This is a genomic window from Streptomyces sp. NPDC006314 (assembly GCF_040613075.1).
Classification (GTDB): Bacteria; Actinomycetota; Actinomycetes; order Streptomycetales; family Streptomycetaceae; genus Streptomyces.
Map to the genome: position 1 here is coordinate 23094 of NZ_JBEXRL010000016.1, position 22449 is coordinate 45542.

The 22449-nt window shown below is 71.0% G+C and carries 22 protein-coding genes and 1 tRNA gene; 17 read left to right on the top strand and 6 right to left on the bottom strand.

Going from position 1 to position 22449, the window contains the following annotated elements:
* The first annotated feature begins 16 nt into the window (after positions 1–16).
* The gene (gene nudC, locus ABZ079_RS26160) at positions 17–961 is read left to right on the top strand and encodes an NAD(+) diphosphatase (protein WP_356941890.1); all 945 of its coding nucleotides are present in this window, start codon (positions 17–19) and stop codon (positions 959–961) included.
* 10 nt (positions 962–971) lie between these two features.
* Positions 972–1616, top strand: a complete 645-nt coding sequence (locus ABZ079_RS26165) for a class I SAM-dependent methyltransferase (RefSeq protein ID WP_356941891.1) — start codon at positions 972–974, stop codon at positions 1614–1616.
* A 102-nt stretch (positions 1617–1718) separates the two neighbouring features.
* On the opposite strand, the gene ABZ079_RS26170 is transcribed toward ABZ079_RS26165, so the two are convergent.
* Positions 1719–1961 carry a mycoredoxin gene (locus ABZ079_RS26170; protein WP_356941892.1) on the bottom strand — a complete coding sequence of 81 codons (243 nt, stop codon included), beginning with the start codon at positions 1959–1961 and terminating at the stop codon, positions 1719–1721.
* Positions 1962–2072: 111 nt separating this feature from the next.
* On the opposite strand from ABZ079_RS26170, the gene ABZ079_RS26175 reads away from it, so the two are divergent.
* From ABZ079_RS26175 to ABZ079_RS26195, 5 genes are all read left to right on the top strand, one after another.
* Positions 2073–4367: an ATP-dependent DNA helicase UvrD2 gene (locus ABZ079_RS26175; protein ID WP_356941893.1), complete on the top strand. Its 2295-nt coding sequence runs from the start codon at positions 2073–2075 to the stop codon at positions 4365–4367.
* Between the two features lie 163 nt (positions 4368–4530).
* On the top strand, positions 4531–4851 hold the full coding sequence (locus tag ABZ079_RS26180) for a hypothetical protein (protein ID WP_356941894.1): 321 nt from the start codon (positions 4531–4533) through the stop codon (positions 4849–4851).
* Between the two features lie 174 nt (positions 4852–5025).
* On the top strand, positions 5026–5394 hold the full coding sequence (locus ABZ079_RS26185; protein ID WP_356855301.1) for a WhiB family transcriptional regulator: 369 nt from the start codon (positions 5026–5028) through the stop codon (positions 5392–5394).
* Positions 5391–5714 (top strand): hypothetical protein, encoded by a 324-nt coding sequence (locus tag ABZ079_RS26190; RefSeq protein WP_356941895.1) that lies wholly within the window; start codon positions 5391–5393, stop codon positions 5712–5714. The genes ABZ079_RS26185 and ABZ079_RS26190 overlap by 4 nt, the downstream gene beginning before the upstream one ends.
* Positions 5715–5853: 139 nt before the next feature.
* On the top strand, positions 5854–6066 hold the full coding sequence (locus tag ABZ079_RS26195) for a hypothetical protein (RefSeq protein ID WP_356941896.1): 213 nt from the start codon (positions 5854–5856) through the stop codon (positions 6064–6066).
* Between the two features lie 321 nt (positions 6067–6387).
* Here ABZ079_RS26195 and ABZ079_RS26200 read toward each other — a convergent pair whose 3' ends face one another.
* The gene (locus ABZ079_RS26200) at positions 6388–7755 is read right to left on the bottom strand and encodes an AarF/ABC1/UbiB kinase family protein (protein ID WP_356941897.1); all 1368 of its coding nucleotides are present in this window, start codon (positions 7753–7755) and stop codon (positions 6388–6390) included.
* The gene (locus tag ABZ079_RS26205; protein ID WP_356941898.1) at positions 7748–8962 is read right to left on the bottom strand and encodes a TOMM precursor leader peptide-binding protein; all 1215 of its coding nucleotides are present in this window, start codon (positions 8960–8962) and stop codon (positions 7748–7750) included. The genes ABZ079_RS26200 and ABZ079_RS26205 overlap by 8 nt, the downstream gene beginning before the upstream one ends.
* A 274-nt stretch (positions 8963–9236) precedes the next feature.
* On the opposite strand from ABZ079_RS26205, the gene ABZ079_RS26210 reads away from it, so the two are divergent.
* The 4 genes from ABZ079_RS26210 to ABZ079_RS26225 all read left to right on the top strand — a co-directional run bounded on the left by ABZ079_RS26210 (position 9237) and on the right by ABZ079_RS26225 (position 13107).
* On the top strand, positions 9237–9833 hold the full coding sequence (locus ABZ079_RS26210; protein ID WP_356941899.1) for a M48 family metallopeptidase: 597 nt from the start codon (positions 9237–9239) through the stop codon (positions 9831–9833).
* Positions 9834–9980: 147 nt separating this feature from the next.
* Positions 9981–11642, top strand: a complete 1662-nt coding sequence (locus ABZ079_RS26215; RefSeq protein WP_356941900.1) for a TerD family protein — start codon at positions 9981–9983, stop codon at positions 11640–11642.
* Positions 11643–11653: 11 nt separating this feature from the next.
* Positions 11654–12334 carry an AIM24 family protein gene (locus tag ABZ079_RS26220; RefSeq protein ID WP_356941901.1) on the top strand — a complete coding sequence of 227 codons (681 nt, stop codon included), beginning with the start codon at positions 11654–11656 and terminating at the stop codon, positions 12332–12334.
* A gap of 17 nt (positions 12335–12351) precedes the next feature.
* On the top strand, positions 12352–13107 hold the full coding sequence (locus ABZ079_RS26225; protein WP_356941902.1) for an AIM24 family protein: 756 nt from the start codon (positions 12352–12354) through the stop codon (positions 13105–13107).
* A gap of 55 nt (positions 13108–13162) precedes the next feature.
* On the opposite strand, the gene ABZ079_RS26230 is transcribed toward ABZ079_RS26225, so the two are convergent.
* On the bottom strand, positions 13163–13684 hold the full coding sequence (locus ABZ079_RS26230; protein WP_356941903.1) for an NUDIX hydrolase: 522 nt from the start codon (positions 13682–13684) through the stop codon (positions 13163–13165).
* Positions 13681–15123: a zinc-dependent metalloprotease gene (locus ABZ079_RS26235; protein WP_356941904.1), complete on the bottom strand. Its 1443-nt coding sequence runs from the start codon at positions 15121–15123 to the stop codon at positions 13681–13683. Before ABZ079_RS26235 ends, ABZ079_RS26230 begins: the two co-directional genes overlap by 4 nt.
* A gap of 191 nt (positions 15124–15314) precedes the next feature.
* Between ABZ079_RS26235 and ABZ079_RS26240 the strand changes: the two genes are divergently transcribed.
* The 4 genes from ABZ079_RS26240 (at position 15315) to ABZ079_RS26255 (ending at position 18451) form a co-directional block, all read left to right on the top strand.
* Entirely contained in the window at positions 15315–16427 is a 1113-nt protein-coding gene (locus tag ABZ079_RS26240) for an SDR family oxidoreductase (RefSeq protein WP_356941905.1), read from the top strand.
* Positions 16428–16517: 90 nt separating this feature from the next.
* Positions 16518–16979 (top strand): molybdenum cofactor biosynthesis protein MoaE, encoded by a 462-nt coding sequence (locus ABZ079_RS26245; RefSeq protein ID WP_356941906.1) that lies wholly within the window; start codon positions 16518–16520, stop codon positions 16977–16979.
* Between the two features lie 150 nt (positions 16980–17129).
* Positions 17130–17303 (top strand): hypothetical protein, encoded by a 174-nt coding sequence (locus tag ABZ079_RS26250; RefSeq protein WP_356941907.1) that lies wholly within the window; start codon positions 17130–17132, stop codon positions 17301–17303.
* Between the two features lie 50 nt (positions 17304–17353).
* Positions 17354–18451, top strand: coding sequence for a PDZ domain-containing protein (locus ABZ079_RS26255; RefSeq protein ID WP_356941908.1), 1098 nt, complete (start codon positions 17354–17356; stop codon positions 18449–18451).
* A gap of 68 nt (positions 18452–18519) precedes the next feature.
* Here ABZ079_RS26255 and ABZ079_RS26260 read toward each other — a convergent pair whose 3' ends face one another.
* Positions 18520–19062, bottom strand: a complete 543-nt coding sequence (locus ABZ079_RS26260; protein ID WP_356941909.1) for a PPA1309 family protein — start codon at positions 19060–19062, stop codon at positions 18520–18522.
* 164 nt (positions 19063–19226) lie between these two features.
* Between ABZ079_RS26260 and ABZ079_RS26265 the strand changes: the two genes are divergently transcribed.
* Positions 19227–22148, top strand: coding sequence for a UPF0182 family protein (locus tag ABZ079_RS26265; RefSeq protein WP_356942020.1), 2922 nt, complete (start codon positions 19227–19229; stop codon positions 22146–22148).
* A gap of 41 nt (positions 22149–22189) precedes the next feature.
* Positions 22190–22263 (top strand) — tRNA-Met (locus tag ABZ079_RS26270).
* Positions 22264–22449: the final 186 nt, after the last annotated feature.

A 22449-nucleotide genomic window follows, 5' to 3' on the forward strand; every position in this document is an offset into this window, starting at 1 on the left:
GGAGTTGGAAGCACCCGTGACCACCTGGACCGACGACACAGCAGACCGACCCATCTCGCTGACCGCCCCGAGCGGCATCGACCGCGCCGCCCACCACCGGCTGGACGAGGCCTGGCTCGCGGCGGCGTGGAGCCACCCCACGACCCGCTGCTTCGTCGTCTCCGGCGGCCAGGTGCTCGTCGACGAGACCCCGGACGGCCGGACCGAACTCGTCATGACGCCGTCCTTCGAGGCCCCGCTCACCGAGGCGCACCGCTACTTCCTGGGCATCGACGAGGAGGGCGTCAGCTACTTCGCGCTCCAGAAGGACGCGCTGCCCGGCCGCATCGACCAGTCGGCCCGCCCGGCGGGGCTGCGCGAGGCCGGCCTGCTGCTGTCCCCGCGCGACGCCGGGCTCATGGTGCACGCGGTGGGCCTGGAGAACTGGCAGCGCACCCACCGCTTCTGCTCCCGCTGCGGCGAGCGCACGGTCATCGCCGCCGCCGGCCACATCCGCCGCTGCCCGGCCTGCGGCGCCGAGCACTACCCGCGCACCGACCCGGCCGTGATCATGGCCGTGACCGACGCGGACGACCGCATCCTGCTCGGCCGCCAGGTCCACTGGCCCGAGGGCCGCTTCTCCACGCTCGCCGGGTTCGTCGAGCCCGGCGAGTCCATCGAGCAGGCGGTGCGCCGCGAGGTCTACGAAGAGGCCGGCGTCACCGTCGGCCGGGTCGAGTACGTCGCCAGCCAGCCGTGGCCGTTCCCGTCCAGCCTGATGCTGGGCTTCATGGCGCGCGCCACCTCGACCGAGATCGACGTCGACGGCGACGAGATCCACGAGGCCCGCTGGTTCTCCCGCGAGGAACTGCACGAGGCCTTCGAGTCCGGTGAGGTGCTGTCGCCCTACGGCATCTCCATCGCGGCCCGCCTGATCGAGATGTGGTACGGCAAGCCGCTGCCGACGCGCAGCTTCGTCTGAGGCGTCACAGGTGGCCGGTGGCCCGTACTGGAACCACAACGTCCACTACCATCGGGCCGTGCTGGCCGCCGTACCCCGGGGCTGCCGCACGGCCCTGGACGTCGGCTGCGGCGACGGCCTCCTCGTCCGCAAGCTCGCGGCCCGCGCGGAGACGGTCATCGGCGTGGACCGCTCACCGGAAATGATCCGGCAGGCACGGGCAGGAGGACCCGCGAAGCGCGGGAAGCTTCGGCCGGGGAAACCACCGTCCGGGAACGTCGCCTTCGTGGAGGCCGACTACCTCGACGGCAGTGCGCTCCGGGAAGGCGCCTACGACGTCGTCAGCGCGGTCGCCGTCGTGCACCACGCCCGCTTCGAGGACGCGACCGGCGCCCTGGCCCGGCTCGTCGCGCCCGGCGGCCGGCTGATCGTCGTCGGGCTGGCGTACAACCACACCGTGCTGGACCGGGTGATCAGCGGATGCGGGCTCCCCGTGAGCTGGCTGTACACGCGCGTGCGGGGCGGCAAGCGCAGCCCCGCCGGCATGCCCGTGGAGGAACCGCCCATGCACTGGGGCGAGGTCCGCGCGGCAGCCCGCCGACTGCTGCCCGGCTGCCGCTTTCGGCGCCGACTGCTGTGGCGCTACATCCTGGTGTGGGACAGGCCACAGGCGTAGGGCCGGGAAGCAGAAGGGCGGCCCCTGACAGATCAGGGGCCGCCCTTCTGCGCGGTCACCGCGGCGAACCCGGTGAGGTCACCGCGGTGAACCCGCGAAGCGTCACGCGGCGAGCTTCTGCTTCACCTGGGCCAGCGACGGGTTCGTCAGGGTGGTGCCGTCGGAGAACAGCACGGTCGGGACCGTCTGGTTTCCGCCATTCGCCTTCTCCACGAACGCGGCGGAATCGGGGTCCTGCTCGATGTTGATCTCGGTGTAGGCGATGCCCTCCCGGTCCAGCTGGCTCTTCAGCCGCCGGCAGTAGCCGCACCAAGTCGTGCTGTACATCGTCACAGTGCCCTGCATGTCTCTCGTGCTCCTCAGGCAGCTCGGAAAGGTCGTCCAGGTGGAGAACGTAAGCGACCGGCGCGCCATTCCCGCCCGGGGTAAGCACCCCCGGCCGCGACACCTGCCGCATTGGTACGACTACCGGTACCCGCCTGTGGACAACCGGCACGGCAGTCTCCGGCGACCTGGCAGCATTGCGGTGTGACAGCAGCAACGCACTCCACCCTCTTCCCACAGGGCACCGGCGGTTCCCAGTGTTCGGCTCCGCCGAGTGGGGCCGACGCGGTGCTCGAAGGGCTCGACCCCGAGCAGCGCGAGGTGGCCACCGCCCTGCAAGGGCCGGTGTGCGTGCTGGCCGGGGCGGGCACGGGCAAGACGCGGGCGATCACGCACCGCATCGCCTACGGGGTCCGCGCCGGGATCCTGCAGCCGTCCAGCGTGCTCGCCGTCACCTTCACCAACCGCGCCGCCGGAGAGATGCGCGGCCGGCTGCGCCAGCTCGGCGCCCACGGCGTGCAGGCCCGTACCTTCCACTCCGCCGCCCTGCGCCAGCTCCAGTACTTCTGGCCGAAAGCGATCGGTGGCGGCATGCCCCGGCTCATCGACCGCAAGGTCCAGCTCGTCGCCGAAGCGGCCGCCGCCTGCGGCACCAGGCTCGACCGGGGCGAGCTGCGGGACGTCACCGCCGAGATCGAATGGTCCAAGGTCACCCAGACCGTTCCCGCCGACTACCCGTACGCGGCTGTGAAGGCCGGTCGCGAGGCCCCGCGCGACCCCGCGGAGATCGCCCACCTCTACACGGCCTACGAGGATCTCAAGCGCGACCGCGCGGTGATCGACTTCGAGGACGTCCTGCTGCTGACCGTCGCCATCCTCCAGGACCGGAACGACATCGCCGAACAGATCCGCGCGCAGTACCAGCACTTCGTCGTCGACGAGTACCAGGACGTCAGCCCCCTGCAGCAGCGGCTGCTGGAGCTGTGGCTCGGCGACCGCGACAGCCTCTGCGTCGTCGGTGACGCCAGCCAGACCATCTACTCGTTCACGGGCGCAACGCCCGACCACCTCCTCGATTTCCGGGCCCGGCATCCCGGCGCCACCGTCGTGAAACTGGTCCGTGACTACCGCTCCACCCCCCAGGTCGTCCACCTCGCCAACGGCCTGCTCGCCCAGGCCCGCGGCCGCGCCGCCGACCACCGGCTCGAACTGGTCTCCCAGCGCGCCCCTGGGCCTGAGCCCGTCTACACGGAGTACACCGACGAGCCCGCCGAGGCCGAGGGCGCCGCCCGCCGCATCCGCGAGCTGACCGACGCGGGCGTCCCGGCCGCCGAGATCGCCGTCCTGTTCCGTACGAACGCCCAGTCCGAGACCTACGAGCAGGCGCTGGCCGACGTCGGGGTCCCCTACCAGCTGCGCGGCGCCGAGCGTTTCTTCGACCGGCCCGAGGTGCGCAGGGCCGGCGTCGCCCTGCGCGGCGCGGCCCGCTTCGGCGGCAACGACTCCCTGCTGGACGGCGCCGTGGACCTGCCCTCGCAGGTGCGCGCGGTGCTGTCCGGGGAGGGCTGGACCACCGAACCCCCGGCCGGGTCCGGTGCCGTCAGAGAGCGCTGGGAGTCCCTGGCCGCGCTGGTCAACCTCGCTCATGACCTCGCCGCCGCCAAGCCCGGCGCCAGCCTCGGCGACTTCGTGGCGGAGCTGGACGAGCGGGCGGGCGCCCAGCACGCCCCGACGGTCCAGGGCGTCACCCTCGCCTCCCTGCACGCCGCCAAGGGCCTGGAATGGGACGCCGTCTTCCTGGTCGGCGTGGCCGAGGGCATGCTGCCCATCACCTACGCCAAGACCGATGAGCAGGTCGAGGAGGAACGCCGGCTCCTCTACGTCGGCGTGACCCGGGCCCGGGAACGGCTCCATCTGTCCTGGGCACTGTCCCGCTCGCCCGGAGGCCGCCCCAGCCGCCGGCCCAGCCGCTTCCTCGACGGCCTGCGCCCTGGCACCACCGCCACCGTCGGCCACACCGTCTCCGGCGCCGGTGGAGGCGTCGAGCGCGGGGTCGCCGGGGGCACCGTCGCCGCGCCCCGGCGCACCCAGCGCACTCCGGCCCGCTGCCGGGTCTGCGGCCGCACGCTGACCGACGCGGGCGAGATGAAGCTGATGCGCTGCGAGGACTGTCCCTCGGACATGGACGAAGGGCTCTACGAACGTCTCCGGGAGTGGCGGGCGGTCCAGGCCGCGCGCAGCGGGCAGCCGGACTTCTGCGTCTTCACCGACCGGACCTTGATGGCCATCGCCGAGGCGCGGCCCGAGAGCCCCGCCGAGCTCTCCCGCATCCCCGGCGTCCTCAGCCGCAAGCTGCGTAGCTACGGAACCGACGTTCTGGCCCTCTGCGCAGGCCAGGAGCCTGACGAGGACGACGGGAGCGACTGACGCGAACTCGTCGAAAAAATAGTTTGCGCATGCGCCAGCAATCCCCATAGGTTCTAGGCACGGAAGCAGCGGCCTTCTCCAAGGCCCTTCTTCCGTGATGTACTTGCATATCCGAATGGGCTGGTTCACCCAGTCCTTGAGACGCCGAGAGGAGGCGAGTCCAGTGATCAGCATCAACTTCAGCACCATCAGCACGGCCAAACTGACCGATCGCTCGACCGTCTCCACGTGCATGCTCGGCGCCTCGAACCAGGGCACCGGTCTGTCCGGCATTCGTGCCGTCCGTCCGGCGTCCTCCCTGCCTCTCGCGGGCCTTCCCGTCTGCGAGCGCAATGAGCGACCGAACAAGGCACTGGAAGCGGTAGCGGCACAGGCACATGCCTATGCCTTTGCGGCGGCCGGTGCCGGATTCCGGAAGCAGACGACGCAGCACCACCTGATGTGGGCCTTCCGTGGGCCAGAACCCTGGAGTGATCCAGCCTGATCGCCGATCAGGCCGGCGCCTTCAGGGCCGCGGAACCCCACCCGGGATCCGCGGCCCTTCTGTTTTCCCCGAACGGGGACGACGGAGCGAAGGGGCCTCGGGACAAGAAAAGAACCCGGTACCAAGCCGACACCCGGTCAACCGGCCGGACCGACCAGACGAGGAAGACCAACCGTGCAACTCGAAGCGCACGCCCCGTCCGTACCGCCTTCACAAACGATCCCCCCGCCCGGCCCCACGGAGGACTCCGCCTTGACCCCCCTCACCGCGCTCACCGCGCTCGACGACGCCATCGAGAACCTCGGCGTACCCGTTCCGTGCCGCTCCTACGACCCGGAGGTCTTCTTCGCCGAGTCGCCCGCGGACGTGGAGTACGCCAAGTCCCTCTGCCGCACCTGCCCGCTGATCGAGGCCTGCCTCGCCGGGGCCAAGGAGCGGCGTGAGCCCTGGGGCGTCTGGGGTGGCGAGCTGTTCGTCCAGGGCGTCGTCGTCGCCCGGAAGCGGCCGCGTGGCCGCCCGCGGAAGAACCCGGTCACAGCATGAACACCGCAGGAACGATCGACCGCCCCCTCACGCACGACCCCAAGAAGCAGGCCCCGATGAAGCCGTCCACCAGCGAGCCCGCAGGCTCCGCGACCTCAGACTTCACCACCACCGGCGCGACCGAAGCGCGGCAGAACAGGAACCGAGAGATGCAACTCATGCAAGAAGCCCTGGCTCGTGCGCATATGCACGAGCGACTCCATGACGCCGTGCGCGAGCGCCGGGCCATGCGCCTGGTGGTCGCCCAGCGGATGCAGCGCCGGGCCGAGCGCGCCTCGCTGCGCGCCCGCCGCGCGCTCGCCATGGCCGTCATGCAGTAACCACCACATCCGAGAAGCGGTGGCCTCCCGGCCCGGGGGAGGCGAAGTCTTCGACGCGGGGGCCGGTCCGGCCGAACGGACCGGCCCCCGCGGTGCGTTGTGCACGGCGATCCGCCGGTCGCGGGGTTATCGTCACCGGGTGACGAGTCTTCCCGGAGACAGTGATCAGGGCGGCTCCACCCCGGAGCGCCGCCCTCTCGTCTGCGCCCGATGCGGCACACCCGCCGACGTCCCCCAGCCGGCCACCTGGACCTGCTCCGTGGAGAACGGCATCCGCCAGTACTTCTGCGACACCTGTTCCAGGGAGAGCCTACGGGCGATCGAGGGCCGACTGGACTCGTCCTGGTGGTGAGCCCCCGTCCCGGCGACGGGGTGCGCTTCCCGGCATGTGCCCGCCGAGGCGATCTTCTCGATGCGGGGCAGTGGTGGCAGCGCGGGATGCGCCGTCCGGGACGACGCGCGGCAACGAGCCCTTTGAGGTCGACTACCGGGGTCGATTACCGGCCGGGCTCGGTGACCGTGCACGTCAACGGCGCCCTCGGGTACGTCACCGATGCCGACGGTGAAGAGATCGAGTGCGGTCACCGTCGGCCGGCCGGCCCCGGAGACTGTGAGACGCCGGGGCGTCAGCAGCGGGTCAGGGGGCCTTCGAGCCGTTGTTGGTGATGGCCGGTCACGCGCCCGCCGGTTCCTCCTCGGTCGGGTCGTCCTCGGGTACGAAGCCCGGCAGCCACTCCTGCAGTTCCTCTCGCAGCCGTACCGTGGCGCCCAGCTGGCACAGCACCCCGATCGTGCTGAGGGTCACCCGGTGGATCAGCAGATAGGCCGGCGGCAGGTTGAGCCGCTTGCCCAGCTGATAGGCGGGGGAGCGGGGGTCGGCGATGCGGGCGGCCTGGCTGCGCATCCAGGAGCGGGTGAAGGTGAACGCCTCGACCCGGGCCGGTTCGATGATCGGCAGCAGGTAGTCCAGGACCGCGTCGGGGTCCAGCTCTATGGACTCCTTCACGAAGCCCTCCTCGCAGAGGAGCTCGTAGACCGTCTCGGCGTCGCCGTCCAGCGTCAACCGCAGCGACACGCCGATCGGCAGGGGCAGTCCACCGGGGAGCCGGTCGACCGTGCCGAAGTCCAGGACGCCCAGGCGCCAGTCCTCCTCGCCGGCCGGGCCGCCGGGCAGCAGACGGAAGTTGCCCGGATGGGGGTCGGCGTGCAGCAGGCCGGTGCGGGCCGGGCCCGAGAACAGGAAGCGGGCGAGCAGCTGGCCGGCCCGGTCGCGCTGCTCCTGGGTGCCGCCCGCGATGATCTCCGACAGCGGGATGCCGTTGATCCACTCGGTCACCAGGACCTGCTCGCACTGGTGCACCACCGCGGGGACCACCACGTCCGGGTCGTCCGCGAACTCCTCCGCGTGCGCGCTCTGGGCCTGGGCCTCCAGCCCGTAGTCCAGCTCCTCGGATACGCGGTCCTTCAGTTCCGCGATGAGCGGCTTGATGTCCATGCCCGGGATGAGCGGTCCCAGCAGCCGTGCGAAGCGGCTCAGTTGGCCGAGGTCGGACAGCAGGGCCTCGCCGGCGCCCGGGTACTGCACCTTGACGGCCACCTCACGGCCGTCGTGCCACACCGCCCGGTGCACCTGGCCGATCGAGGCCGCGGCCGCGGGCTTGTCCTCGAACTCCTCGAACAGATCGCGCCAGTCCGGCCCCAGCCGCTCCTCCAGCACGGTGTGCACCGTGCGGGTCGGCATCGGCGGTGCCGCCTCCTGGAGCTTGGTCAGGGCCGCGCGGTAGGGGCCGGCGATCTCCTCGGGCAGCGCGGACTCGAAGACCGACAGGGCCTGCCCGAACTTCATCGCGCCGCCCTTGAGCTCCCCGAGCACCTTGAACAACTGCTCGGCCGTGCGCTGTTGCAGCTCCCGGCCGACGATCTCCGCGGACTCACCCACGATCCGTTTGCCCAGCCCCCAGGTCGCCCGGCCGGCGAAGCCGAGCGGGAGCGCGGCGAGCTTGGCGGTCCGGGTGACCGCCTTGCGGGGAAGATCAGACATGCGCCCTCCAGGTCCCAGTCGGCCGCGCCGCGCCTGCCTCGCGTCGTCGCTCCGTCGACGGCCGTTGCACCGCCATTGTCTCGCGCGGCTGCCCGCCGGTTGAGGAGTGCTCGCTTTTTCCTCTCTCCGCCGCACCGCATCCGCATGCCTGATGCGGCCAGACCGGTCGGGAACGCCAGTTCAGACCGGGTAGGGACACCTCCCAGCGGACCCCGATGCCTGATGGCGACTCGCCGTCGAGGAAGGCCAGGGCGTGCGCCGCGGCCAGTCCGGCGACCGCCGTGGCCAGCGTCAGATCGCAGGCCCCGATCCGGCGGGCCCGGCCGGACCGCCACTGGGAGATCAACCGGGGCCAGGCCGGGTCCCGGTCCGTGCGGTCCTCGTGCAGACAGCCGGCGCAGCCCGACTCGCCGGGCAGGACCAGCGGACCGACGACGCCCGTGCCCTCCACGACACCGGCGTACAGGTGGGGTGTCCCGGAGGCCATCAGCGGCTCGGCGGTGAACGGATCGGGCGCGTGCACGGCCACCTCGTCCCGGGGCGTGAGGATCACCAGGGAAAGGCCGGGCTCCTCGGCGCCGGAGCCGGGGGCGTGCGGGCGGCGCGGCGGGCGGTCCGGTGCCGCGCGGCGCACGGCGGCCCGCGCCGCCGTGTCGCGGCGCTCGCCGATGGACTCGGCGGGCAGCCCGCCGGGTGCCACGTCCCAGGGTTCCACGCGGCCCCCGTCGCGTACATCGACCTCGCCGACGCCGGTGCCCGACAGAACCGACGCCAGGACGGCGCCGACCCGCCCGGCGCCCCGCACCTGCACCCGCAGTGCACGGCGGGCGGCGAGCCGGGCGAGCGCGCCGCCCGGTTCGGAGGTGGTCAGGGTCAGTGACGCGAGGTCGGGGCGCAGCCGCCGCAGGACGTCCTCCTTCTCCCGCAGCGCGGCCGCGGCCGGCCCGCCGCCGCGCGCGTCGTCGACCAGGCCCGCGCGGGCCAGCCGCTCCACCAGCGCGTCGACATGGCCGTCCGGCAGGTCCATGCGGCGGGCCTCCCGGCGCAGCAGCGGCAGCCCCCTGGTGCCGTTGAGCAGTTCCAGGAAGCCGCCCGTCGCCGTGTCCATCGGTCCCAGCGTCATCGCGTGCGCCGGGGTCATCCCGAACTGCACGGTGTTGAGATCACGCCAGCCGCGCCGCAGCGCCGGCTTCACCATCGGATGCATGACTGGCCCCCGTATCCGTTGAAACATCCCGGAACGTCCGGTCGCCGGCGGAGCGGGTCACGCTCCGCCTACGCCTGCCAGCATGCCCGGCCGGTGCGTCGGATGCCGAAGGTTATCCACAGGCAGGGGATGTTCGTCACACAAATCAGCCGGGGCGAAATAATGCAAAACGGATGTATGGATCGGTCATACCAATCAAGCACATGGTGGGGGATCGCCATCGAACCGCACCGGAGCCGGGACTTCGGCCACGCCCAGCGGGTAACGTCGGGGCGTGCCCGCCGACCCACTGCACCGCGCCGGAAAGCCACAGCGCAGCACGACGAGCCAGCCGCCCGGCGGTTCGGGGGCGAGCGCGATCGAGGTCCGCAGGAGTGCCCGGCGCCGCCGGACGGTCTCCGCGTACCGCGAGGGCGATCGCACCGTCGTGCTGATCCCCGCCCGGATGTCGAAGGCGGAGGAGCAGCGCTGGGTGACCGTCATGCTCGACAAACTCGCCGCCCGGGAGAGCCGGCGGCAGCTGGGCGACGCCGAGCTGGCCGAGCGTGCCGAGCGCTTGTCGGCCCAGTACTTCGGCGGCCGGACCCGGCCCGCCTCCGTGCGCTGGGTCACCAATCAGAACACCCGCTGGGGCTCGTGCACCCCGGCCGAGGGCAGCGTCCGGCTCTCGCACCGTCTGCAGGGCATGCCGGAGTACGTCATCGACTACGTGCTCTGCCACGAGCTGGCGCATCTGCTGGTCCCCGGACACGGGCCCGACTTCTGGAGACTGCTGGAGGCCTATCCCCGCACCGAGCGGGCCCGCGGCTACCTCGAAGGGGTGGTCGCCGCCGAACGGCTGCCACATGTGCCCGGCGCGCAGGAGGAGTGAGCGTCCCGGCCGACCGGCCCGGGTGCGCGGTCGGGTGCGGTTGTGTACCGGGTCTGTACCGACCAGGCCCGACGGGGGTCGATGTCGGCCATTGCCGTTAGCCTGGCGCGACGCACTCACATTCGGGATGGGGGACGGTCGTAACGCATGGCCAGGGAATTCCAACGCGGCCACAAGGCCAGGATCAGTGACCTCACGGCGGGCACCGATCTGTACGTAGGCGTGCAGATCTCCGCCCCGGGACTGAGCTTCGACATCAGCTGCTTCGGTCTGGACGCCGACGAGCGCCTGTCGGACGACCGGTACTTCGTCTTCTTCAATCAGCCGAAGTCCCCCGAGGAGTCCGTTCAGCTGCTGGGCGCCCAGGCGGGCGACACGGAGTCGTTCCGGGTCACGCTCGACCGGATCCCGTCGCAGATCCGCAGGCTGTCCTTCACGGCGACCATCGACGGCGCCGGCCAGATGTCGCAGATCGCTCCCGGATACCTGCGCATCGTGGCGGGCGGCGAGGAGGTCGCCCGGTACTCCTTCGACGGCTCGGAGTTCTCCACCGAGCGGGCCGTGATGCTCGGTGACTTCTACTTCAAGGACGGCTGGCGGTTCGCCGCCGTCGGCCAGGGCTTCGACGGCGGCTTGGAAGCGCTGCTGAAGAACTTCGGCGGCGAGGTGCTCCAGGAGGAAGCGCCCGCCGCCCCGCAGCAGCCCCCGTCCGGCGCCGCGCCCGGATTCGCCCCGCCCGCCCAGGCCGGTGCGCCGCCCGCGTTCGGTGCCCCGGCCGCCCCCGCGCCCGCTCCGGCGCCCGCCCCCGCGCCGCAGCCCGCGCCGCAGGGCTTCGCGCCGCCGCCCGGCCACACCCCGCCCCCGGCGCCCGCGCCGAACGTGCACGCCGCACCGACGGTCATCGCCCCCCTGACCCCGCCCGCCGGCGGCACCGTCCCGCCCCCGGCCCCGGCGCCCGCGCCCTACGGCCAGCCGCCGCAGCAGCCGTCGTACGGTGCCCAGCCCGGCGCGCCGATGCCTCCCGGGTACGGTCAGCAGCCGCCCTCCTACGGCGGCCAGCCCACCGCGCCCATGCCCCCGGGTTACGGCCAGGTGCCCGGCCAGCAGGCCGCCCCGTACGGAGTGCCGCAGGGCGCCCCCCAGGGCGGCGCCGGGGTGACGGCGGCGCTCCAGACGTTCAAGGAGACGCCCACCGGGCAGCGCTGGACGCAGCAGAACAAGAAGCTCATCCGTGTCGACCTCGGCATCGGCGGCCAGCCCGTGCTGGCCCGGCAGGGCAGCATGGTGCTCTACCAGGGCAAGGTCGACTTCAGCTACAAGGGCGCGGGCTTCGCCGGCCGGATCGTGGGCAACGCCACCGGCCAGGAGATGCAGCTGATGCGCTGCACCGGCCAGGGGCAGGTGTTCCTCGCCGAGAACTCCACCCATCTGCACCCGGTCGAGCTGCAGGGCGACGCGATCTGTGTCTCCGCGGAGAACGTCCTCGCCTTCGACGAGAGCCTGCAGTACGAGGTCCGCCGCATCGAGGGGCACGGCATCCCGGGCGGCGCGCTGTTCACGATGCAGTTCCAGGGCACCGGCACGATCGTCGTCAAGACGCACGGCACGCCGGTCGTGCTGCCCGTGACGCCGACGACGTTCGCCGACTGCAACGCGGTGGTCGCCTGGTCGGCCGCCTCCCAGGTGATCGTCTCCAGCCAGGTCCGGATGCGCCGCAACGCCTACCCGGGCGACACCGGGGAGAGCGTCAACCTGCAGTTCCGGGGCGCGCCCGGGAACTTCATCGTCGTCCAGCCGTACGAGGTCTGAGGGAGCCCGTCATGAACCAGCCGCTCGCGGGCTACGCCCCCGCACCCGCCACCGCCCGTATGGAGAACCACGGCAACCACATGCTGAAGGTCGCCATGCAGACCGGGAACGACCTCCTCGCGCGTGTGGGGTCGATGGTCGCCTACGAAGGCTTCATCCAGTACGAGCCCAACCCGCCGGCCGTCCGCCAGATCGCCCGCGACTGGGTCACCGGCGAGGGCGCCCCGCTGATGAAGTGCTCCGGCGACGGCCTGCTCTACCTCGCGGACTACGGCGCCGACGTCGTCGTGATCAACCTCAACGGCGACGGCATCTCCGTCAACGCCACCAACCTGCTCGCCTTCGACGCACACCTCAGCTGGGGCGTGGAGCGTGTCAAGGGACTCGCGAAGTTCGCCGGGCAGGGGCTGTGGAACACGAAGATCTCCGGACAGGGCTGGGTCGCACTGACCTCCCGGGGCAAGCCGATCGTCGTGGACTGCGGCGGCGGTGAGGACGAGACGTACGTCGACCCGGACGCACTCGTCGCCTGGTCCCCGAACCTGAAGGTGAAGGGCAAGCGCAGCTTCAAGGCGCAGTCACTGATCGGCCGGGGCAGCGGCGAGGCCTACCAGATGGCCTTCTCCGGCCAGGGCATCGTCGTCGTCCAGCCCAGCGAGGACAGCACCGACCGCCTCCGGTTCCGGGGCTGAGGGGGAGCCAGAACACCATGCAGAGCCCGCTTTTCGCGCACAACGACCTGCAGACCCAGGAGCGCTGGAGCCTGCAGAACAAGCAGATGCTCCGCGTCACCCTGGAGGGCCACGACGACATCCTCGCCCGCAAGGGCACCATGGTCGCCTACCAGGGACTCGTCGAGTTCGACGCCGAGTACCGCAGCAACAACCAGGCACGCGCGCGTGCGCACACCGGCGAGGGCCTGGACCTGATGCGCTGTCACGGCCAGGGCACGGTCTACCTCGCCAACCTCGCCCAGCATGTGCACGTCATGGACATCGAGCAGGACGGGCTGACCGTCGACAGCAGCTACGTCCTCGCCATGGACTCGTCGCTGCACCACGAGGTCATCGCCGTCGACAGCCAGTACGGCATCTCCGGCTCCGGGAAGTACCAGCTGAACATCACCGGGCGCGGCAAGGTCGCCCTGATGACCTCGGGCGCGCCGCTGCTGATGCAGGTCACGCCGGACAAGTACGTCAACTGCGACGCCGACGCGATCGTCGCCTGGTCCACGGGGCTGCGCGTGCAGATGCAGGCCCAGACGCACTCGTCGGGCGTCTGGCGCCGGCGCGGCAACACCGGTGAGGGCTGGGAGCTGAGCTTCATGGGCTCCGGGTTCGCGCTGGTACAGCCCAGCGAGCTGCTGCCGCCGCAGAACGCGCAGCTCGGCCAGGGCCTCGCCGCCCAGTTCGGCATGGGGCAGCAGGGGGCGCGCGGACAGAACCAGGGAAACGTCTGGAGCTGACCGTCCGGAAGGCAGGTGTGAGGGGCGGCCGCCTGTGCGGCCGCCCCTCACCCGTTCAGAGTCGGGCGCGGGCCGCCTCGAGCAGCCGTACGACGGACTCGTCGGCCACGTCCGCCACCTCGTCGTAGACGAACCAGCGCACGTCCAGCGACTCGTCGCTGATCGCGTGCTCGGCGCCGCGCGGGGCCAGGGCCGCGTACTGGACGTCGTAGTGCCAGTGGCACGGCGGGGGGATGGGATGCCGGTCCAGGCGCACCGGTCCGCCGGGCAGCAGCGTCAGTCCGGCGATGCCGGACTCCTCGGTCGCCTCACGCAAGGCGGCCGCTTCCAGGCCGGGGTCGCCCGGCTCGCAGTGGCCGCCCATCTGCAGCCACATCCGCAGCTTCCTGTGCAAGGTGAGCAGCACCCGGCCGCGCTCGGGGTCGATCACCAGGGCGCTCGCCGTGATGTGACCCGCGTGGCAGGCCTTCCACACGCCGTCCGGGTGGGCCGCCAGGTGGTCCAGGTAGGCCTGGCGCAGCTCTTCCTGGTCCTCGTACCCCTTGAGTACGAGGACCGCGTCGTCATGAAGGCTCACTGGGCGTCGTCGCCCCCGGCCTCGTCGTCCTTCTCGCGCAGGTCGGGCTTGCGGTGGGAGCCGCCCGCCGCCTCGCCGAGCATCTTGTCCAGCTCGGAGAAGTCCAGCTGCTCGCGATGGACGAAGCCGTCCGGGTCGTCCAGGTCGGTCGCGGTCGGCAGCATGTCCGGGTGGTGCCACAAGGCGTCCCGGCCGTCCACCCCGCGCGCGTCCGTCAGCGAGGCCCACAGGCGGGAGGCGTCGCGCAGCCGGCGCGGGCGCAGCTCCAGGCCGATCAGGGTGGCGAACGTCTGCTCCGCCGGGCCGCCGGTCGCGCGGCGACGGCGCAGGGTCTCGCGCAGGGCGTCGGCGGAGGACAGACGCGGCTTCGCGGCCGCGTGGACCACCGCGTCCACCCAGCCCTCGACGAGCGCCAGAGCGGTCTCCAGACGGGCCAGCGCGGCCTTCTGCTCGGGCGTGTCCTCCGGCTGGAACATGCCCTGTTGCAGGGCGTCCTGCAACTGCTCCGGGTTCTGCGGGTCGAACTGGCCGACCACGTCCTCGAGCTTGGCCGTGTCGACCTTGATCCCGCGCGCGTAGCCGTCGACCGCGCCGAACAGATGCGAGCGCAGCCACGGCACGTGCGCGAACAGGCGCTGGTGCGCCGCCTCGCGCAGGGCCAGGTAGAGCCGCACCTCCTCCTGCGGGACGCCGAGGTCCTTGCCGAACGACTCGACGTTGGCCGGGAGCAGCGCGGCCTTCCGGGCCGGGCCCAGCGGCAGGCCGATGTCGGTGGAGCCGACGACCTCGCCCGCGAGCACGCCGACGGCCTGCCCGATCTGCGTGCCGAACATGGCGCCGCCCATCGAGCGCATCATGCCGATCAGCGGGCCCGCCATGGCCTGCATCTCCTCCGGCAGGACATCGCCCATGGCCGCGCCGACCCGCTCGGCGACCGGGTCGACCAGCTCCTGCCACGCGGGCAGGGTCGCCTCGACCCACTCCGCGCGGGACCAGGCCACCGCCGAGGCGGCGCCCGACGGCAGGGACGTCACGTCGTCCAGCCACAGGTCGGCCAGGCGGACGGCCTCCTCGACCGTCCTGCGCTCGGCGGGGCCCACGCTGGCGTCCTTCGTGCCGTCCGGGGCGCCCTGGGCGACCGTCTGGCGGGCGATCTGCTTGGCCATCTCCCAGTTCACCGGGCCGCCCTCGTAGGAGAGCATCTGGCCCAGCTGCTGGAACGCGGCGCCCAGGTCGGTGGGGTTCAGGGAACCGAACATGGCTGCGAGCGGATTGTCGGCGCCGGGGCCGCCAAAGCCTCCGGCTCCGGGCAGGCCGCCGAAACCGAACGGATTGGCCGGTCCCTGCCCACCGCCGCTCTGCTGGTCCTTCTCCTTGCCCTCGTCGCCGTCTTCCGGCTCCTCCGGCGGAAGGCCGAATCCGAATGGGGTGTCACTCACGGGATTCCTCGGCTGGTAAGGCCACCGGTTCTCTCCGGCGGCGCGGCTGCCCGACGTCACCACCCAGCGTAGACACCCGGACCCGATCGGGCCTCGGTGCTCCGCCCGCGGAAGGCCTGCGGCAGGATGGATGCACCTGGTACGCACGCGTCACTCGCGTTCGTACTGAAGACAACCGCTGGAGACGCCCGGTGAGTTCCCCAGATCCGCAGGTTCGCGCAGCGCGAAACCCTTCAACCCCTCCCGCCGTGCGCGGGCCCGTCGTCGCGGTCACCGGCGCCGCCGCCGGGGTGGGCGCCCTCCTCACCGAGCGGCTCGCCGCCTCCGCGGAGGTGAAGCAGGTCATCGCCATCGACGAGCGGCGCGGGGAGTGCGCCGACGCCCAGTGGCACATCCTCGACGTGCGTGACCCGGCGATCGCGGACAAGCTGCGCGGCGCGGACGTGGTCGTGCACCTCGCGCTCGACCTCGACCTGGAGACCGATCCGGCGGCCCGTACGGCTTACAACGTCCGGGGGACCCAGACCGTGCTGACGGCCGCGGCGGCGGCCGGAGTGCACCGGGTGGTGCTGTGCACCTCGGCGATGGTCTACGGGGCGCTGCCGGACAACGAGCTGCCCCTCTCGGAGGACGCCGAGCTGCGCGCGACGGCCGAGGCCACGGGCGTGGGCGACCTGCTGGAGATCGAGCGGCTGGCGCGGCGGGCTCCTCGGGCACACCCGGGGCTGAACGTCACCGTCGTGCGGCCGGCCGTCCTGGTCGGGGGTACGGACACCGCGCTGACCCGGTACTTCGAGTCGCCCCGGCTGCTGGTGGTGGCAGGGTCGCGGCCGGCATGGCAGTTCTGCCACGTCGAGGACCTCTGCGGTGCTCTGGAGTACGCCGTCCTGGAGAAGGTCGACGGGGAACTGGCCGTCGGCTGCGACGGGTGGCTGGAGCAGGAGGAGGTCGAGGAGCTGAGCGGGATCCGGCGGATGGAGCTGCCGTCCGCGGTGGCGCTCGGCGCGGCGGCTCGGCTGCACCGGATCGGGCTCACGCCGTCTCCGGCGGGCGATCTGGCCTACACGATGTATCCCTGGGTGGTCAGCGGGAGCCGGCTGCACGACGCCGGGTGGCGGCCGAAGTGGACCAACGAGGAAGTGCTCGCGGAGCTGCTGGAGGAGGTCGCCGGGCGGCACACGGTCGCCGGGCGGCGGCTGGGGCGGAAGGACGCGACGGCTGCGGGGGCGGCCGGGGCGACGGTGGCCCTGCTGGGCGCGGCGGCTGTCGTACGGCGGGCTCGGAAGGCACGACGGCGCGTGTGAGGCGTCTGTAGAACACTCCGAACGCCCCCGCGCGCGTGCGTGGTGAAAGCCGTATTCCGGGATGCCGGAGGCGTGCGGCACGATGGGGGCATGGCACAGACGAACGAGCACCCCGGTGAGCAGGCGGCGCAGGATCCCATCAAGCTGATCGGTGTCCGGGAGACCGCGCTCTCCGTGGACGAGGTGTTCCAGGCCGTCGGGGACGAGGCGGCCGGCGGTATCGCGCTGTTCGTGGGGACCGTGCGGAACCACGACGGGGGCGCCGACGTGGACGCGCTCGGGTACTCCTGCCATCCGAGTGCCGAGGCCGAGATGCGGCGGATCGCCGAGAAGGTCGTCGCGGACCACCCGGTGCGCGCGCTGGCCGCCGTCCACCGCGTGGGGGACCTGCGGGTCGGGGACCTCGCCGTCGTCGTCGCCGTCGCCTGCCCGCACCGGGCGGAGGCCTTCGACGCCTGCCGCAAGCTGATCGACGACCTCAAGCACGAAGTGCCCATCTGGAAGCACCAGAAGTTCTCCGACGGGACCGACGAATGGGTCGGCGCCTGCTGACTCCGACCGGTCGGCGTCTGCCGACTCCGTCACCTTCGGCGTACAGGCCCCTCGGGTTGCGTAACCGGCACCCTCGCGTGAGCGTTGTCAGCGCGGATGGTTAATCTGCTGATCAGTCAGTTGCGGGCGCTCATGGGTTGGGAGGTCGGCATGGCGACACTCGCCTGGTTGCTGATTCCGCTGGTGGCTGCGATAGCGGCCGGGCTGTGGGGCAGTTGGGCCACTCGGACCCGCAGGGCGCGCAGTGACGGTCCCGAGCTGGACGGGTACGCGCGCTTCCGTGCGGCCATGGAGAAGTCCGACTCGGGTACGCGCGGCGCATGACGTGGGTGCCCTGACGGTGCGCTGACAGAGGCGTCCCGTACTGTCGTGGCATGCCACGCCGCACCGCGACGATGCTCGCCTCCACCCTGATGCTGATCGCGCTCCTGTGCGCGGGAGTGCTCATCCCCGTGCCGTACGCGGAGATGTCTCCCGGCCCGACCGTGAACACGCTGGGAGAGCACGACGGCGAGCCGGTGCTGCAGATCTCCGGGCACCGGAGCTACCCGGCGGACGGTCACCTGAACATGACCACCGTCCGGGTGACCAGCGCGGACTTCCGGATGAACCTGGTGGAGGCCGTCTACGGGTGGCTGGCGCACGACAGCAAGATCGTCCCGCACGACACCCTCTACCCGGACGGCAAGACGGAGGAGCAGTCCACCCAGGAGAACGCCGAGGAGTTCAGCCAGTCCCAGGAGAGCGCCAAGGTCGCCGCCCTGAAGGAACTGGGCATCCCGGTGAAGTCCTGGGTGATCGTCTCCACCGTCGTCAAGGGCTCCCCGGCCGAGGGCAAGCTGCACGCCGGTGACGTGATCAAGGCCGTGGACGGCACGGCGGTCAAGCAGCCGGCCGACGTCGCCAAGCTGGTGACCAAGCACAAGCCGGGGCAGGACGTCGTCTTCACCGTCGTCCCCGCCAAGGAGCAGGCCGCCGCCGAGAAGGCGAACAGGACGGCGGCCAGGACGCAGGACGTGACGATCACGACCACGGCCTCCGACGACAGCGGCGCCAAGCGGGCCATCGTCGGGATCTCCGCGGGGACCGACCACACCTTCCCGTTCACCATCGACATCAAGCTCGCCGATGTCGGCGGGCCCAGCGCCGGTCTGATGTTCGCCCTCGGGATCTACGACAAGCTCACTCCGGGCAACCTCACCGGCGGCACGTTCGTCGCCGGCACCGGAACCATCGACGACAAGGGCACCGTCGGGCCGATCGGCGGCATTCAGATGAAGACCGTCGGTGCGCGCGGCAAGGGCGCCCGGTACTTCCTGACGCCGGCCGACAACTGCGCGGCGGCCGCCAAGGACACCCCGAGCGGCCTCACCCTGGTCAAGGTCAAGACGATCGGGGACGCGCTCGACGCGCTGAAGGACATCCGCAGCGGGAACACGGCGGCGCTGCCCGGGTGCACCACCAAGGGCTGAGCCGCCCGTGACACGGCTGGGGGCGCCCCGTGGACCCGGGGCGCCCCCATCGCCGTACCGTCGAGACGTCAGTCCGCGAACGTCGCGGACAGCGCCTCCGCGAGGCCGGGCACCAGGTCCGGCCCGGTCAGGACCTCCGTCGGGGAGTCCTTCTCGCGCAGCCGCAGCGCCGACTCACGGCTGCCGTCGCGCAGCACCGCGACCGTCATCCGGACCTCCTGGCGCTTGGGGTGCTCGGCCACCCACGTGGCCAGCTCGGCCTCGCTCAGGTTCTGCGGGACCTGTGCCTCGGCCGACGGCGGCAGCATCAGGCGTTGCACCGTGAGCGCGCAGCCGACCACCGCGTCGGGCCAGGCGATGGTGCCGAGGAACTCGTCCAGCGGCGTGCCGGACGGGATCTCGTCCTGCTCGATCGGGGTGAGACCGGCGGTCTCGGACTCGTCCTCGAGGCCCAGCTGGGCCGCGAGCGAGGGTTCCTGGACCCGCAGCCGTGCGGTGTCTACGAGGGCGAAGAGGCGAGCGGGCTGGTCCCAGCCGAGGCCGGAGGCGTACTCGTCGATCTCGAGTACGGCCCGGGTGAGCGGGCTCGCTGCCATGGGAGTGTTGGACATGGTCACAATCCTGCCTCGTTCCCGGCCGGAATCGGGAACCGAGTAAACCGTGAGTAAGTTGCATAGGTGTGGGCCCGCGATCACGGGGGGCCACGGCGGGCCCGCGAACACGAGGGCCTGACGGATCGACAGCGAACTTCGAGGTGCGCACCTTGGCTTTCCAGATGCCGGACCGCGGCGGAGGCCCGACGGGGCCACGGATCAGAGCGGGCCGCCCGTCCCGGCGGGTCCGGACCCTGCTCATGACACTGGGCGTCCTGGCCGTCCTCGGCATGGCGTTCACCATGTTCGCGGGCTTCTGGACGGACTGGTTGTGGTACCGCTCGGTGCACTACTCGTCCGTGTTCACCACCATGCTGTGGACCAAGATCGGACTGTTCTTCGTCTTCGGTCTGCTGATGGCGGCGGCCGTCGGCGTCAACATCTGGCTCGCGCACCGGCTGCGGCCCCCGCTGAGCGCCATGTCCATGGAGCAGCAGAGCCTCGACCGGTACCGGATGGGCATCGCGCCGTACAAGAAGTGGCTGCTGCTCGCCGTGACCGCCCTCGTCGGACTCATCGCCGGCGCCTCGGCGTCGAGCCAGTGGCGGACCTGGCTGATGTGGGTCAACGGTGTGCCCTTCCACCAGAAGGACCCGCAGTTCCACCTCGACGTCGCCTTCTACGCCTTCGATCTGCCCTGGTACCGCTTCCTGCTGGGCTTCGGCTTCGCGGCCGCCATCCTGTGCCTGATCGCCGCCGCGCTCACCCACTACCTGTACGGCGGGCTGCGCGTCACCAGCCCGGGCGCGCGGGCCACGGCCGCCGCGACCGGGCATCTGTCGGTCCTGCTCGGCATCTTCGTCGCCCTCAAGGCGGTCGCCTACTGGCTCGACCGGTACGGCCTCGCCGTCAAGTCCAGCGACTTCAAGGCGACCGGCAACTGGACCGGCCTGCGCTACGTCGACGCCAACGCCTACCTGCCGGCCAAGACGATCCTGTTCTGCATCGCCGTCATCTGCGCGCTGCTGTTCTTCGCGACCCTGTGGCGGCGCACCTGGCAGCTCCCGGTCATCGGCTTCGGCCTGATGGTCCTCTCGGCGATCCTGATCGGCGGCCTGTACCCGGCGATCGTCCAGAAGTTCCAGGTCCAGCCCAACGAGCAGGCCAAGGAAGCCCCGTACGTCCAGAAGAACCTCACGGCGACCCGCGAGGCGTACGGCATCGACGACACCAAGGTCACCGAGTACGCGGGCAAGTCCACCGCCTCGGACAAGACCAAGCTGCGCGACCAGGTCGACGACGCGGCCGGCATCCGCATCATGGACCCGAACATCGTCTCGCCGACGTTCCAGGTCCTTCAGCAGATGAAGAACTACTACGGGTTCCCGACCAACCTGGACGTCGACCGGTACGCCGCCAAGGACGGCAAGGACCAGGACACCGTCCTCGGTCTGCGTGAGCTGAACCTGGACGGCGTCCCGAAGAACAACTGGATCAACGACCACTTCCGTTACACGCACGGCTATGGCGTGGTCGCCGCCAAGGGCACCGAGGCCAACGCCAACGGCGAGCCGGTCTTCACCGAGTACGACCTGCCGTCGCGCGGCGATCTCGGCACGTACCAGCAGCGGATCTACTACGGCGAGAAGACCACCACCTACTCCATCGTCGGCGGTCCCCAGAAGGAGATCGACTACTCCGACGACGACGGTGAGAAGACCACCAGCTACCAGGGCGGGAGCGGGGTCAACCTCGACAACCCGGTCAACCGGGCGGCGTACGCGGTGGCGTTCAACGAGCCGCAGATCCTGTACTCGGGTGCGATCGGCAAGGGCTCGCGGATCCTGTACAACCGCACGCCCAAGGAGCGCGTCGAGGCGGTCGCCCCCTGGCTGACCATCGACGGCGACGCCTACCCGGCGGTCGTGAACCACCGTATCCAGTGGATCGTCGACGCGTACACGACCACCAACGGTTACCCGTACGCGTCCCGTACGACCCTCGGGGACACCACGGCCGACTCGCTGACCGCGACGAACAACTCGCGCGCGGTGGTGGCCCAGCAGAACCAGGTCAACTACATCCGCAACTCGGTGAAGGCGACCGTCGACGCGTACACCGGCGAGGTCAAGCTGTATGAGTGGGACACCAAGGACCCGGTGCTGAAGACCTGGATGAAGGCCTTCCCCGGCACGGTGGAGGCGAAGAGCGCCATCTCCCCGGACCTGATGGACCATCTGCGGTACCCGCAGGACCTGTTCAAGGTCCAGCGCGAGCTGCTCACCCGCTACCACGTGACGGACGCCCAGACGTTCCTCACCGGCAGCGAGGTGTGGCAGGTGCCGGACGACCCGACCAACAAGTCGGGCAACGCGGTGCCGCCGTACTACCTGAGCATGAAGATGCCCGACCAGACCAAGCAGGCGTTCTCGCTGTCGACGACGTTCACGCCGAACGGCCGGTACAACCTGAGCGCGTTCATGTCGGTCGACGCCGAAGCCGGCAGCAGCGACTACGGCAAGATCAGAATCCTGAAACTGCCGACCAGTACGACCGTCGACGGACCCAAACAGGTCCAGAGCCAGTTCAACTCCGAACAGGACATCGCCGCCGCGATCAAGCTCCTCAAGGGCGGTGACTCGGAAGTCGAGTACGGCAACCTGCTGACCGTGCCACTGGACGGGGGACTGCTCTATGTGGAGCCGGTCTACGTACGCGGTGGCGGACTCAAGTACCCGCTGCTGCGGAAGGTGTTGGTCACCTACGAGGGCGAGACCGCGTTCGAGGACACGCTCGGCGAGGCGCTCGACAAGGTCTTCGGGGCGAAGGGTTCGACCACCACGCCACCGGACACCGGCACCACCAACCCGCCTCCGTCCGACAACCCGACCGTCCAACAGGCCCTGAAAGACGCCCAGAAGGCCTTCGACGCCGGGCAGGAGGCCCTGAAGCAGCCGAACGGACCGGACTGGACCGCGTACGACAAGGCGCAGAAGGACCTCAAGGACGCGCTCGAGCGGGCCCGGGAGGCGCAGACCAAGGCCGACAAGAACAAGGGCAGCGACAACAGCACGGACAAGAGCACCGACAAGAGCGTGAGTTGATCAAGGCCACCCCGCGCCGTGGTACGGTTACCGAGCAACGGCGCGGGGTGGAGCAGCTCGGTAGCTCGCTGGGCTCATAACCCAGAGGTCGCAGGTTCAAATCCTGTCCCCGCTACTGCAGTCGAAGGCCCGGATCCTCCAAGAGATCCGGGCCTTCGTGGTGTGCGAACTCATGTCCTGAGGGGGAGGGACGGCCGCGCCGCCGTGGGGAGTTGGCGTTTTTGTGTTTGACTTGTCTCTCTGTGGGCATGTCGACAAAACGCTCAAGTGACCTCATGGGCTGCGGTATACCGGGTATACC